This is a genomic window from Bacteroides sp. 41_26, from assembly GCF_949740115.1.
Taxonomy (GTDB): Bacteria; Bacteroidota; Bacteroidia; order Bacteroidales; family Bacteroidaceae; genus Bacteroides; species Bacteroides nordii.
This window is the reverse complement of the sequence record NZ_CATJGZ010000086.1, coordinates 91,866-104,644: the sequence shown is the minus strand read 5'-3', so window position 1 is coordinate 104,644 and position 12,779 is coordinate 91,866. Positions and strand designations below refer to the sequence as shown.

At 38.5% G+C, this 12,779-nt stretch carries 12 protein-coding genes and 1 pseudogene; 8 read left to right on the top strand and 5 right to left on the bottom strand.

The annotated features are described in order from the left end of the window. Nucleotides 1–145: 145 nt before the first annotated feature. The 7 genes from QX565_RS13010 to QX565_RS12980 all read left to right on the top strand — a co-directional run bounded on the left by QX565_RS13010 (nt 146) and on the right by QX565_RS12980 (nt 6,398). A complete protein-coding gene (locus tag QX565_RS13010; RefSeq protein WP_289292965.1) occupies nt 146–1,291 on the top strand; it encodes a sensor histidine kinase in 1,146 nt (381 codons plus the stop codon). 156 nt (nt 1,292–1,447) lie between these two features. Beyond that, entirely contained in the window at nt 1,448–2,029 is a 582-nt protein-coding gene (locus tag QX565_RS13005; RefSeq protein WP_221649798.1) for a YceD family protein, read from the top strand. A 13-nt stretch (nt 2,030–2,042) separates the two neighbouring features. Continuing rightward, nucleotides 2,043–2,228 carry a 50S ribosomal protein L32 gene (gene rpmF / locus QX565_RS13000; protein WP_002562387.1) on the top strand — a complete coding sequence of 62 codons (186 nt, stop codon included), beginning with the start codon at nt 2,043–2,045 and terminating at the stop codon, nt 2,226–2,228. 104 nt (nt 2,229–2,332) lie between these two features. Next, a complete protein-coding gene (locus QX565_RS12995) occupies nt 2,333–3,337 on the top strand; it encodes a beta-ketoacyl-ACP synthase III (protein ID WP_002562386.1) in 1,005 nt (334 codons plus the stop codon). 87 nt (nt 3,338–3,424) lie between these two features. Next, nucleotides 3,425–4,306 (top strand): GTPase Era, encoded by an 882-nt coding sequence (gene era, locus QX565_RS12990; RefSeq protein ID WP_221649797.1) that lies wholly within the window; start codon nt 3,425–3,427, stop codon nt 4,304–4,306. A gap of 47 nt (nt 4,307–4,353) precedes the next feature. Continuing rightward, entirely contained in the window at nt 4,354–5,667 is a 1,314-nt protein-coding gene (gene der / locus QX565_RS12985) for a ribosome biogenesis GTPase Der (protein ID WP_221649796.1), read from the top strand. Between the two features lie 83 nt (nt 5,668–5,750). After that, on the top strand, nt 5,751–6,398 hold the full coding sequence (locus QX565_RS12980) for a response regulator (RefSeq protein ID WP_221649795.1): 648 nt from the start codon (nt 5,751–5,753) through the stop codon (nt 6,396–6,398). A 222-nt stretch (nt 6,399–6,620) separates the two neighbouring features. On the opposite strand, the gene QX565_RS12975 is transcribed toward QX565_RS12980, so the two are convergent. Next, the gene (locus QX565_RS12975; protein WP_221649794.1) at nt 6,621–7,391 is read right to left on the bottom strand and encodes an ABC transporter ATP-binding protein; all 771 of its coding nucleotides are present in this window, start codon (nt 7,389–7,391) and stop codon (nt 6,621–6,623) included. Then, nucleotides 7,388–8,131: an MlaE family ABC transporter permease gene (locus QX565_RS12970; RefSeq protein WP_002562380.1), complete on the bottom strand. Its 744-nt coding sequence runs from the start codon at nt 8,129–8,131 to the stop codon at nt 7,388–7,390. The genes QX565_RS12975 and QX565_RS12970 overlap by 4 nt, the downstream gene beginning before the upstream one ends. Before the next feature lie 75 nt (nt 8,132–8,206). Between QX565_RS12970 and lptB the strand changes: the two genes are divergently transcribed. Further along, the gene (gene lptB, locus QX565_RS12965; RefSeq protein ID WP_002562379.1) at nt 8,207–8,971 is read left to right on the top strand and encodes an LPS export ABC transporter ATP-binding protein; all 765 of its coding nucleotides are present in this window, start codon (nt 8,207–8,209) and stop codon (nt 8,969–8,971) included. On the opposite strand, the gene QX565_RS12960 is transcribed toward lptB, so the two are convergent. The 3 genes and pseudogenes from QX565_RS12960 to QX565_RS12950 all read right to left on the bottom strand — a co-directional run. Next, complete coding sequence (locus QX565_RS12960; RefSeq protein WP_221649793.1) at nt 8,968–9,459, bottom strand: GNAT family N-acetyltransferase; 492 nt, start codon at nt 9,457–9,459, stop codon at nt 8,968–8,970. The two genes, lptB and QX565_RS12960, sit on opposite strands and share 4 nt — an antisense overlap. Nucleotides 9,460–9,533: 74 nt before the next feature. Continuing rightward, the gene (gene rbp, locus QX565_RS12955; RefSeq protein WP_221649792.1) at nt 9,534–9,779 is read right to left on the bottom strand and encodes an RNA-binding regulator; all 246 of its coding nucleotides are present in this window, start codon (nt 9,777–9,779) and stop codon (nt 9,534–9,536) included. Between the two features lie 550 nt (nt 9,780–10,329). Then, nucleotides 10,330–12,049 (bottom strand): annotated as a pseudogene (locus QX565_RS12950) (SusC/RagA family TonB-linked outer membrane protein); the annotation flags it as partial. Nucleotides 12,050–12,779 lie beyond the last annotated feature (730 nt).

The following is a 12,779-nucleotide window of genomic DNA, read 5'->3' as shown; positions in this document are numbered from 1 at the left end:
TCGCTTTGTGTCATCTGTGTCCCCTGTGAAACTCTGTGCCACTCTGTGGTGAACCAAAGTAAACACCGCCTGGAGAAAACTACCCGTGCGGGAAGCACAATATAAAGAGCGATAGGACGTTATATATTAGTAAATCTATATTTATATGCAATTTATTGATATTCGACGTATAAAGGTTGTATTGGTTGTTTCTGCTGTAGTTATAGCCGTGGCTTCTTTGTACATTTCTCATCAGCTGGTTAGAGATCTTTCAATGGAAGAAAGGCTTAGGATGGAGGTTTGGGCGGAGGCCATGCGCGCTTTTAATACAGCTGATGAAAAGACAGACCTTAATCTGGTGTTGAAGGTATTAAATGCTAATAATACAATTCCTGTAATTGTAGCAGGCGAGGCAGGAGATATCCAAACCTATCGTAATATAGACGTTGCTTCCAATGACTCTGTTTCTTTCTTATATAAACGGTTGGAACATTTGAAGCAATATGGAAGTGTGATCCGTATTAATTTGTCTCCAGGGAGTGATTATATAGATGTTTACTATGAAGATTCCCTGATGTTGACTCGCCTTTCTGTTTATCCTTATGTGCAGTTGGGAGTTGTTCTGATATTCGTATTGGTAGCTATTTTTGCTTTACTTAGTTCTAAAAAGGCTGAGCAGAATAAAGTTTGGGTTGGCCTTTCTAAGGAGACGGCTCACCAGCTGGGAACTCCTATTTCTTCTCTTATGGCCTGGACGGAGTTACTAAAGAGTGAATACCCTTCGGATGGTCTTATTCCCTGTATGGCCGAAGATGTAGCCCGTTTACAGATGATTGCTAATCGCTTCTCTAAAATTGGTTCCGCACCAGAAATGGAGGAAGTTGATTTGCGGATACTATTAAAAGAGGTGACCGAATATATGGCACGCCGTACCTCAGATAAAGTGAAAATTGTTACTCACTTGCCGGAAACCTCAGTAACTCTTCCTTTGAACGCTTCTTTATTTGGCTGGGTAATAGAAAATTTGTGTAAAAATGCGATAGATGCTATGGATGGTGTAGGAAGAATTACCATCTCAGTCACGAACTCTTCAAATCGCTGGTACATTGATGTGGAGGATACGGGAAAAGGAATTATAAAAAGTAAGCATCAAACAGTCTTTACACCGGGCTATACAACTAAAAAAAGAGGATGGGGGCTTGGCTTGTCATTGGCTCGCAGAATCGTCGAGGAGTATCATTCCGGACGTATTTTTGTGAAACAATCGGAATTAAATAAAGGTACAGTATTTAGAATAGAACTTAAAAAGTGAATATTTACTGATGATTTGTGTGTTATGAGGATTATTATTTGTATCTTTGTCGCCCGAATTCTGTCCATCTAATTGTCCTAAATCGGAAAATAACTGGTGAAGAACAGAATATTTAGGCTTTTTTTGTACCTTTGCAACGATTAAAAAAGTAAAGCTTTGGGAAAGTTTGATAAATACAAAATTGATTTGAAAGGAATGCAGTCAGACTCTGTTAAGTATGAGTTTGTACTGGATAATCTTTATTTCACTCACATTGATGGCCCTGAGGTTCAGAAAGGTAAGGTTAATGTGGAATTAACTGTAAAGAGAACATCTCGTGCTTTTGAACTGAGTTTTCAGACCGATGGTATGGTATGGGTGCCGTGTGACCGTTGTCTGGATGAAATGGAACAGCCTGTTAGTTCTTCTGATAAGTTGATGGTGAAATTTGGTCATGAATATGCAGAAGAAGGTGATAACCTTATTGTGATTCCTGAAGAAGAAGGAGAGATCAATGTAGCATGGTTTATGTATGAATTTATAGCTTTATCTATTCCGATGAAGCATGTACATGCTCCCGGAAAATGTAATAAAGCGGTAACAAGTAAGTTAAGTAAACATTTAAGAACCAATGCTGATGATGACAACGAAGATTCATATGAATCTGTCGGAGGAAATGATATTGTTGTGGAAGAAGAGACAGAGGAGCAAATAGATCCTCGATGGAATGAATTAAAAAAAATATTAGATAATAATTAAAGTTTAAAGAAAAATGGCACATCCTAAGAGAAGACAATCAAAAACAAGAACTGCAAAGAGAAGAACTCACGATAAGGCAGTAGCTCCTACATTGGCTATTTGCCCAAATTGTGGAGAATGGCACGTTTATCACACTGTATGTGGCGCCTGCGGCTATTACAGAGGTAAACTCGCTATCGAAAAAGAAGCAGCTGTATAAATTCTGGTACAGTCTGAATAGACTTATACTTAAATAAACAGCCAGGGAGCTTGCTCTCGGGCTGCTTTAAGTATTATAAGTATTGCTAAATTAAATTTGAATTGATGGAAAAAATAAACGCAGTAATTACAGGAGTCGGCGGATATGTACCTGATTATGTCTTGACTAATGACGAGATATCAAAGATGGTAGATACAAACGACGAGTGGATTATGACTCGTATTGGAGTAAGAGAAAGACGAATCCTGAATGAAGAAGGATTAGGTACCTCTTATATGGCTCGTAAAGCCTGCAGACAGTTAATGCAGAAGACTGGTGCTAATCCTGATGACATTGATTTGGTTATTGTTGCTACTACTACAGCTGACTATCACTTTCCTTCCACTGCTTCTATTCTTTGTGATAAACTCGGATTAAAAAATGCATTTGCTTTTGATTTACAAGCTGCTTGTAGTGGTTTTTTGTTTGCAATAGAAACTGCAGCAAATTATATCCGTTCGGGAAGATATAAGAAGGTGATTCTTGTGGGAGCTGATAAAATGTCATCGATGGTGGACTACACGGAACGTGCTACATGTCCTATCTTTGGAGACGGTGCAGCTGCTTTTATGATGGAACCAACTACTGAAGAGCTTGGTGTTATGGATTCTCTGTTGAGAACAGATGGTAAAGGTTTGCCGTTTCTCCATATGAAGGCTGGTGGTTCTGTTTGCCCCCCTTCTTATTTTACTGTAGACAACCATATGCATTATATCTATCAGGAAGGTAGAACTGTATTTAAATATGCTGTTTCAAACATGTCTGATAGTTGTGCTGCTATTGCTGAGCGGAATGGTCTGAACAAAGACAATATTAATTGGGTTATTCCTCATCAGGCTAATATGCGTATCATTGACGCAGTGGCTCATCGTTTGGAGCTTCCGATTGAAAAGGTTTTAATCAATATAGACAGATATGGTAATACCAGTGCTGGTACTTTGCCTCTTTGTATCTGGGATTATGAAGATAAACTGAAGAAAGGTGACAACTTAATCTTTACTGCATTCGGTGCAGGTTTTACCTGGGGAGCTGTTTATGTGAAGTGGGGTTATGATGGAAAGAAGGAATAGTAACAAATGTTACTAAAATATAACATATAAAACGCATCTTATTTCGATTCGATGCGTTTTTTTGTCTAAATCAATAAATGAAAGGCGATGCATAAAGCAGGTTTTGTAAATATAGTAGGTAATCCGAATGTCGGAAAGTCGACGTTGATGAATGTGTTAGTGGGCGAGCGTGTTTCTATTGCTACCTTTAAGGCACAAACCACTCGTCATCGTATTATGGGGATCTATAATACGGATGATATGCAAATAGTTTTTTCCGATACTCCGGGAGTTCTGAAACCAAACTATAAATTGCAGGAGTCTATGCTGAATTTTTCTACTTCAGCATTGACGGATGCAGATATATTGCTTTATGTGACAGACGTGATAGAGACTCCTGATAAAAATAATGAGTTTGTTGAGAAGGTGCGTCAGATGACAGTTCCGGTGTTGCTACTTATTAATAAAATAGATTTAACAGATCAGGAGAAGCTTGTTAAACTTGTAGAAGACTGGACTAATTTACTTCCGCAAGCAGAGATTATTCCTATTTCGGCAACATCAAAATTCAATGTGGATTATGTGATGAAGCGAATAAAGGAATTGCTGCCGGATTCTCCGCCTTATTTTGAAAAAGATCAATGGACTGATAAGCCGGCTCGCTTTTTTGTAAACGAGATTATTCGTGAGAAGATTCTTCTGTATTATGACAAGGAGATACCTTATGCAGTAGAGGTTGTCGTGGAAGAGTTTAAGGAAGAGGCGAAGATGATACATATCCGTGCGATAATCTATGTGGAGCGAGACTCTCAAAAAGGGATTATTATCGGAAAGCAGGGAAAAGCTTTGAAGAAAGTGGCTACTGAAGCTCGACGGGATCTGGAACGTTTCTTTGGGAAAACTGTCTTCCTGGAGACGTATGTAAAGGTGGATAAAGATTGGCGTAGTTCGGACAAGGAATTGCGTAACTTTGGTTATCAGCTGGATTAAGAAAATATTCATACGACTGTGATAGTCGCAAAAACAACACGTGAACTATGGGAAATTTAGTTGCAATTGTTGGACGTCCCAATGTGGGAAAGTCAACTTTATTTAATCGCTTGACAAAGACTCGTCAGGCAATCGTGAATGATGAAGCGGGTACAACCCGTGACAGACAATATGGCAAGTCGGAATGGCTGGGACGTGAGTTCTCAGTAGTTGATACCGGCGGTTGGGTTGTCAACTCGGATGATATATTTGAAGAAGAAATTCGTAAACAGGTATTGATGGCAGTTGACGAAGCTGATGTAATACTGTTTGTGGTGGATGTGATGAATGGTGTTACTGATCTGGATATGCAAGTAGCAGCGATTTTGCGTCGTGCGAAAAGTCCGGTAATTATGGTGGCTAATAAAACGGACAATCATGACTTACAGTATAATGCTCCTGAATTTTATCGTCTGGGACTAGGTGATCCTTACTGTATTTCGGCTATGACCGGTAGTGGTACAGGGGATCTGATGGATCTTATTGTTAGTAAATTTAAGAAGGAGTCAGCTGAGATTCTGGATGATGATATTCCTCGTTTTGCTGTAGTAGGCCGTCCGAATGCAGGAAAGTCATCTATTGTTAACGCTTTTATTGGTGAAGAGCGTAATATTGTTACTGAAATAGCCGGTACGACTCGTGACTCAATCTATACCCGTTATAATAAGTTCGGTTTCGACTTTTATCTTGTTGATACAGCGGGTATTCGTAAGAAAAATAAGGTCAATGAAGATTTGGAATATTACTCGGTTGTTCGTTCTATCCGTTCCATAGAAAACGCGGATGTATGTATTCTTATGGTTGATGCAACCCGTGGTATAGAAAGTCAGGATCTGAATATATTTTCTTTAATCCAGAAGAATCAGAAAGGACTTGTAGTAGTTGTGAATAAGTGGGATTTGGTAGAGGACAAAACAGCGAAAGTAATGAAAACTTTTGAAGAAGCGATTCGTTCTCGTTTTGCACCTTTTGTGGATTTTCCTATTATATTTGCTTCAGCATTGACCAAACAGCGTATTTTAAAAGTACTTGAAGAAGCACGCGCTGTTTATGAAAACAGGACTATAAAGATACCTACTGCGCGTTTGAATGAAGAATTACTTCCATTGATAGAAGCTTATCCGCCTCCCGCAATAAAAGGGAAATATATAAAGATTAAGTATATTACTCAATTGCCTAATACACAAGTACCCTCTTTTGTGTTTTTTGCTAATTTGCCGCAATATATTAAAGAACCATATAAGCGATTCCTTGAGAACAAAATGCGTGAGAAGTGGAATCTGACTGGAACTCCTGTAAATATTTATATTCGTCAGAAATAATATGAAATAAATAATGCAAGATCTTCATTTTTCTAATGATAATATTTATATTTGTCAAAAATAGCAACAGACAATAAAATAGTATGGTAGAGAAAGCGGAGATTTTGCTGGTTGATGATCATGCATTAATCCTGGAAGGGATATGTCATATTCTTAAACGGCTTCCGGAAGTTGTAGTAGCAGACGCTGTAACAACTGGTGAGGAAGCCGTTGGATTAATAGCCGAGCGTGATTATGATATTTATATTTTGGATGTTGGGCTTCCCGATGTATCTGGATTTGAATTGATAGATATGATTCGTGAGCTCAATGAGGATGCGCGTATTATTGTAAATACGATGCATGAAGAAATATGGTATATTAACAGGCTTGTACGGCAAGGGGTAAATTCTGTAATTCTAAAGGCTTCAGATTCAATTGAAATAGAAAATGCAGTGAAGAGTGTACTACGAGGCGAAGCTTATACTTGTCCACGGTTTGAGGGGATACGTAAGAAACTGGGACATACATCTTCACAAATACATCCTAAAGATGTGCCTACTAAACGTGAAATAGAAGTATTACAGGCGGTGGCTGAGGGACTCTGTACACATGAGATTGCAGGACGATTGCAGATTACGGAGAATACAGTTGAAACATTTCGTAGGAGGCTGATTCAGAAGTTTAATGCAAAGAATGCTATTGATATGGTAGTAAAGGCAATGGCACAAGGATGGATTAATGTTTTGTAAACAGATTTTTTCTTTTGTCACGGTTTTCGGTGATGTTTCTGTGTGAATTTTCGACTATCTTTGAAGCGGTAATTGAAATACTCTCTTTTAGAGTTTTATAAAGAAAAGGGACAGTCAATATGTCGTGATGATATATGTCAATTCTATTAACTGGTTTTTACAATTAAGAAGGGCGCATTCTGAAGTGAGTGCGCCCTTTTTCTATACTATGCATTGTGCTATTTAACCTTCTATGTTTTGTATTTCTACATCTTTCACTTTACGAAGCAAGTCGGAAGCAAAGATAAAGTCGTTCAAACGTTTATTGGTCGATGTAAAAATGTCATCTTTTGTACCTTCCCACTCTTTTGTACCTTCATAGATATAAATAATTTTTTCCCCAATACCCATAACGGAGTTCATATCATGTGTATTGATAATAGTAGTCATGTTATATTCGCGGGTAATGTCATGTATAAGATCGTCAATTACCAATGAGGTTTTGGGGTCAAGACCAGAATTGGGTTCATCACAAAATAGATACTGGGGATTTAATGCAATAGCCCGTGCAATAGCTACACGTTTTTGCATACCTCCACTGATTTCTCCCGGATATTTATCTTTAGCTTCTGTCAGATTTACACGGTCCAGGCAAAACATTGCACGCTTGGCACGGTCCCGTACCGTATCATTGCTAAACATATTCAACGGGAACATCACATTGTCCAACACGGACATGGAGTCAAATAAGGCAGCACTCTGGAATATCATTCCCATTTCCCGTCGGAGCATCTTTTTTTCCTTCTTTCCCATGGTTAGAAAGTTACGATGGTCGTATAGTAACTCTCCTTTTTCCGGGACAAGCAAACCAACGATGCATTTCATCAATACAGTCTTTCCCGAACCACTCTGACCAATAATCAGATTGGTCTTTCCATTTTCGAAGGTGGCATTGATATCTTTCAGTACCGTTTTGTCCTCGAATGACTTATAGAGCTTTTTTACTTCAATCATCCCATTAAAAGTTTAGTTAATATCAGGTCGGCAAATAAGATTAGTACACTACTGGAAACCACAGAGTCTGTAGATGCTTTTCCTACGGCTATCGAACCACCCTCTACTGTATAGCCGAAGAAAGAAGATACACTGGCAATGATAAATGCAAAGAATAGTGATTTTATGATACCGCACCACACAAACCATTCTACGAACATATATTGCAGACCATACTCTAAATTGGTAGCCGTCATAATGCCCCCAAACCAACAGGTGGCAAAGGCACCGATAATACCAGCAAAAATACTAAACGTTACCAGAATCGGAATGGTTGTTACCATTGCGGCTATTTTAGGAAGTATCAGGTAGTTAGCAGAGTTAACTCCCATTATTTCGAGAGCATCTATTTGTTGTGTTACACGCATTGTTCCCAATTCTGAGGCAATATTAGAGCCCACTTTACCTGCCAGTATCAAACACATGATGGAGGAGGAGAATTCCAGTAACATGATTTCGCGGGTTACGTAGCCCACCGTCCAACGAGGCATCCAGGGGCTTTCGATATTCAGCTTGATTTGTATGGTGATAACCGCTCCTATGAAAAATGAAATCAGCAGTACGATTCCGATAGAGTTCACACCCAGCTGTTCTATTTCATTGAGATATTGACGGAAGAACATTCTCATACGTTCAGGCCGTGAGAAAGTGCGCCCCATCAGCACCATATATCTTCCAACCGTTCTTAATGCTTTGATCATAACTTCGTATATTTGTCTGCAAATGTACGTTTTTTCGGCTTATTTTTGCTACATTTGCCGCAAAATAACAAAGATATGGAAGAAAGCAAGATGGTGCTTCGTACGGAGGACCTGGTAAAAAAGTACGGTAAGAGAACTGTGGTTAGCCATGTTTCCATTAATGTGAAGCAAGGTGAAATCGTAGGTTTGCTGGGACCGAACGGTGCTGGTAAGACTACCTCATTCTATATGACCGTGGGCCTGATTACTCCTAATGAGGGCCGTATCTTCCTCGATGATCTTGAAATAACAAAATATCCGGTGTATAAGCGTGCGCAAACTGGTATCGGTTATTTGGCACAGGAGGCTTCCGTATTTCGTCAGATGAGTGTGGAAGATAACATTGCTTCTGTGCTTGAAATGACAAACAAACCGAAAGAATATCAGAAAGAAAAGCTGGAAAGTCTGATTGCTGAGTTTCGTTTGCAGAAAGTGCGTAAGAATAAAGGTAACCAACTTTCGGGAGGAGAGCGCCGTCGTACGGAAATAGCTCGTTGTCTGGCTATTGACCCCAAATTTATTATGCTTGATGAACCTTTTGCCGGAGTTGACCCTATTGCAGTAGAAGACATTCAGCAAATTGTCTGGAAACTAAAAGACAAGAACATCGGTATTCTTATTACTGACCATAATGTGCAGGAGACGTTAAGTATTACGGATCGTGCCTATCTTCTGTTTGAAGGAAAGATCCTTTTTCAGGGAACTCCGGAGGAACTTGCAGCGAATAAGATTGTTCGTGAAAAATATCTGAGTAACAGTTTCGTGCTTCGTCGTAAAGACTTCCAGTTAGAGAAAGATTAATCTTTCTCATTCGGGAGGTACTTCAAATAAATCATATCTATACATTGTTCGCCGTTGTCTTCGAATATAGGTTCGGGATAGTTGTCAACGAAGAAGTTTCTGATAATGTGTGAATCAACAAAACCGCATTTCCGGTAGAATGCCAATTGGTAGAATTCCCGTTCAGGGATACCGGTACTTCCTGTACCAACAATGATTTCAGGAATTTCTTTGAAATAATTGAAAATAAATGAAATCATACGGCTGGCATATCCTTTTCTTAAATGATCGGGATGCGTAACCAGATTTTTAATTTCTGCAGTGGAGCCATCTGATACAACTACGGCTGCGCATACAATCTCTTTTTTTACCTGCATAGTAAATAAATGCCCCTTGCTGAGATATTTATTTATCATGTCTACTGAAGGATCTGCTATTAGCAGTAATTCGATGAAAGCTTCTTTATTCTCAGTGATTTCCTCTATCACCATGTCTTGTGGATATTTCATATAGACAAATATAACAAAAAAGAACCTTCCGACAAAATTAAGTATATCGGAAGGCCATTTCTTTTTTTCTTTTGTTAGAATTTGGGTCTTGCCTCTTTAACCACCATTGTACGGCCATGGTATTCTGCGCCATTCAATTCGGTGATAGCTTTTGAAGCAGCAGCATCGTCTTCCATTTCAATAAAAGCAAAACCTTTTGATCTGCCGGTTTCGCGATCCATAATAACTTTTACTGAAGATACTGTTCCGTAGTCTTCCATGACTTGTTGCAAATCTGCTTCCTTAACGCGGTAGTTAAGGTTTCCAACATAAATGTTCATAGTGAAAATGATAAAAAATAAATAATGAAATAAAACTCTCAGGAAGATGATTGATAATAAAAAGATTAAAACGACAGAGAGTTTACAAATGCGTTTTTCAAACGAAGTAAAGCCTTGTAATAGAAATCGAGAAACTAATACATCATCATTCCGTAACAAAGAAAAACATAAAAAATGAAAATACAATTATTTTTCTTGTGTTTTTTTGCTGTTAATGTGATGATATACTGTGCTTTTGTTCGTTTTGTAGTATAAATTGGTGTATTTTAGAGGGGCTTTTTCCGATAACAAGGATTTGCTGAAAATTAGTTCCGGATAGTTTATAAAACCACCTAAAGACCTGTTTTTATACAGATATCTTTAGGTGGTTTCTCTTTTTTGTTAGATAAAGAGAGAGAGAATATCATTCGATTACAACTTTTGTTGCATAGGATACCTGGTCTTTTGTGATTTTTACAATGTATAATCCGGCAGAAGTTCCCATCTTTCCTATGGCTTCCAGTACCTGATTGGCTGCGGAGATTGATTTATATGATCGGTTCCACAAGGCATACGGATCTTCTTGCCCGTTCAGTTTCTTATCGGCATATATCAAAAAGAGGTTCGTACATTGTAGTTTCAATGACAGGCTGTTCAGTTTCCAGTTGGCTATCAATGCTTTTGGGAAATCATAAGACAAGCCTATTTCTTTCATTCGGATAAATCCGCCGTCAGCAATGCGCATATCAGAATAGTTGTAGGCATTGTAGGCCCGGCTTAAATAAGGATCCAGTCTGTTTTGGCGCGTACTGGCTATTACGGGTATATTAGTAAACTTTTCGTCTCCCGGCACCATCCAGCGGTTTTTGAATTCTTTTGGAGTAGCGGTGAGGTCGGAATAACTGGAACTGAAAACATTGTCCAGACACACCACGTTGCCGAATGAATAGGTGATGAATAAGTTTAGTTTAAACCCTTTATAGCCGAATGTATTCCCGAAACTACCCAGATCTGTTGGGGCAGCAGCTCCCGAATATTTCAGGAAATCAAGTTTTTTACTTTCCTGAAAGTTGATATCTGTTGTTGTAATCTGTCCGTCCTGATTGAGGAAGGTAGGTATACCATCTTTGTTTAATCCCTGAAATGGAATAGAGAAGATAGAACGTACCGGATAGTAAACCATATCCGGATACCAGCCCCATCAGTGTCTTGTTTGATTTTAGTTTGGTAATCTCGTTATGGGTATGAGAATAGATGAAGTCGGTAGTCCAGCTAAAATCTTTAGTCTGGATGTTTCTTGTTGATAGAGTGAACTCTACACCATTGGATTTCAGCTCGGCGATATTACCCATTTTCAAAATCTCGCCTCCGGCTCCCTGAGTACTTACCGGTCCTATGAGGTCATAGTTGTTACGCTGATACCAGTCTACTGCAACACTGATACGATTGTCCAGCAATCCTACATCAACTCCTATGTTCAGTTCATGTTTTTTTTCGTAAGTCAGATCAGAGTTTCCAAGATTCACTACCTGCAATCCCATTTCACCTGTAGAGGCTGTTGGTCTCCAGGGCTTATAAGCGGATAAGATGGCTGTGGAGTTTGTTACACTTTCGGGACCACGGTCTGTTGTCAAGCTATAAGATGCTTTAAGCGATAAATGAGATAGAGCCGGTTCCCAGTCTTTGAAAAATTCTTCCTCATGGATATTCCATGCCCCCGATATATTCCATGTTGGTAACCAACGGGACGAGCGTGTCTTTCCCAGCGTATTGGAACCTTCGTAACGAATCGTACCATTGAGGGTATATATTCCTTTATAAGAATAGGTCGCATTGGCGAAGAAGGCAATGTTACGCACCCTTCCCTTTGCGATTGAATAGTAATCAGTGCCTTCTTCGGCACCTTTTTTAAATACCTGATAAGCATAGAACGGTACTTCACCCATTGAGTACTGAAGCCCCCATCCGCGTATCCACTTTCTTTGCCGGTCAATATAGTTTGATTCCATACCGCCAAATAAGTTCACGATATGTTTCTCTTGTAAATACCACCTTCCGGGAGTATGCTGATAGGCGGTGCATGTGGATTGTCCGGATCACGGTATAAATGAGGGGTTTGGTCTCTGATGCTGGAAGTGGGCATGGTCCTGTAGGCCATTGCCTAATTGGAAAAGTCAGTGATAATATGTTCCTGCGATGTTGATGAGTACTTCAGGTCGGATGCGTTGATATCCATGTAATTATTCTCCAGTTCATGGAAAATATTGAAAAGGAACATAATTACGGGTATAGCTTGTTATACTATAGTAATAAGAATATAATTTCATTATCAATATTGGTTGTTTTTTATTACAAGTCGTGATGAAAGTATTTTTTGAGATTTATGTTCCTTGTCATCTTTTATGAATAACTTGTCGGTTTCTCACCGAGAAACGCCTCGTTTGTCGTAGAGAATCGGTTCGATCTTCGTAGAGTTTCGACGCGTTTCTCGTAGAGAAAAAATATGTGTATTTAATATATTGATATTCAGTGTTTTGTTAGCGCTTGTCTATGTCTTGTATTTTCTTAATAATACAATCTTGCTTATTTCTTCTTTTCTTTGTGTTTTTATTTTATAAATAATTACAGATGCGGGTTTAGGGGTGAATGTTATTTTTATATTTAAGAATGGTAATACTTTCGGTGGTTTTTTATCAATTTTGGTAGAAATATTTATGGGAAGTATGGCAAGCGATGCTTGGTTGAAATGCATGTTAACTCAGACTCTCGAAAATAAAAAGATGTGTAAGATAAAGAAAAACAGTTTTTTAATCTCTGTTTTATTGAATACTAATACTTAGTAGAACTTTGTGTGGTTCTGTGATGAGTTTAACTCATTTATTGATTCATATTAAAAAATCTTCAATACGTTAGTTATATAAATAATTCTTCCGCGTTTTTTTGATAATTGAAAGATTAGCACTAATTTTGCACCCTCATTTGAATATAGAATAAAGTATAAATCAAATAAATAATTGTCAG

Coding starts and splice junctions, on each gene's coding strand:
- QX565_RS13010 (WP_289292965.1), top strand. CDS start 146: ATGCAATTTATTGATATTCGACGTATAAAGGTTGTATTGGTTGTTTCT.
- rpmF (WP_002562387.1), top strand. CDS start 2,043: ATGGCACATCCTAAGAGAAGACAATCAAAAACAAGAACTGCAAAGAGA.
- QX565_RS12995 (WP_002562386.1), top strand. CDS start 2,333: ATGGAAAAAATAAACGCAGTAATTACAGGAGTCGGCGGATATGTACCT.
- era (WP_221649797.1), top strand. CDS start 3,425: ATGCATAAAGCAGGTTTTGTAAATATAGTAGGTAATCCGAATGTCGGA.
- der (WP_221649796.1), top strand. CDS start 4,354: ATGGGAAATTTAGTTGCAATTGTTGGACGTCCCAATGTGGGAAAGTCA.
- QX565_RS12980 (WP_221649795.1), top strand. CDS start 5,751: ATGGTAGAGAAAGCGGAGATTTTGCTGGTTGATGATCATGCATTAATC.
- QX565_RS12975 (WP_221649794.1), bottom strand. CDS start 7,391: ATGATTGAAGTAAAAAAGCTCTATAAGTCATTCGAGGACAAAACGGTA.
- QX565_RS12970 (WP_002562380.1), bottom strand. CDS start 8,131: ATGATCAAAGCATTAAGAACGGTTGGAAGATATATGGTGCTGATGGGG.
- lptB (WP_002562379.1), top strand. CDS start 8,207: ATGGAAGAAAGCAAGATGGTGCTTCGTACGGAGGACCTGGTAAAAAAG.
- QX565_RS12960 (WP_221649793.1), bottom strand. CDS start 9,459: ATGAAATATCCACAAGACATGGTGATAGAGGAAATCACTGAGAATAAA.
- rbp (WP_221649792.1), bottom strand. CDS start 9,779: ATGAACATTTATGTTGGAAACCTTAACTACCGCGTTAAGGAAGCAGAT.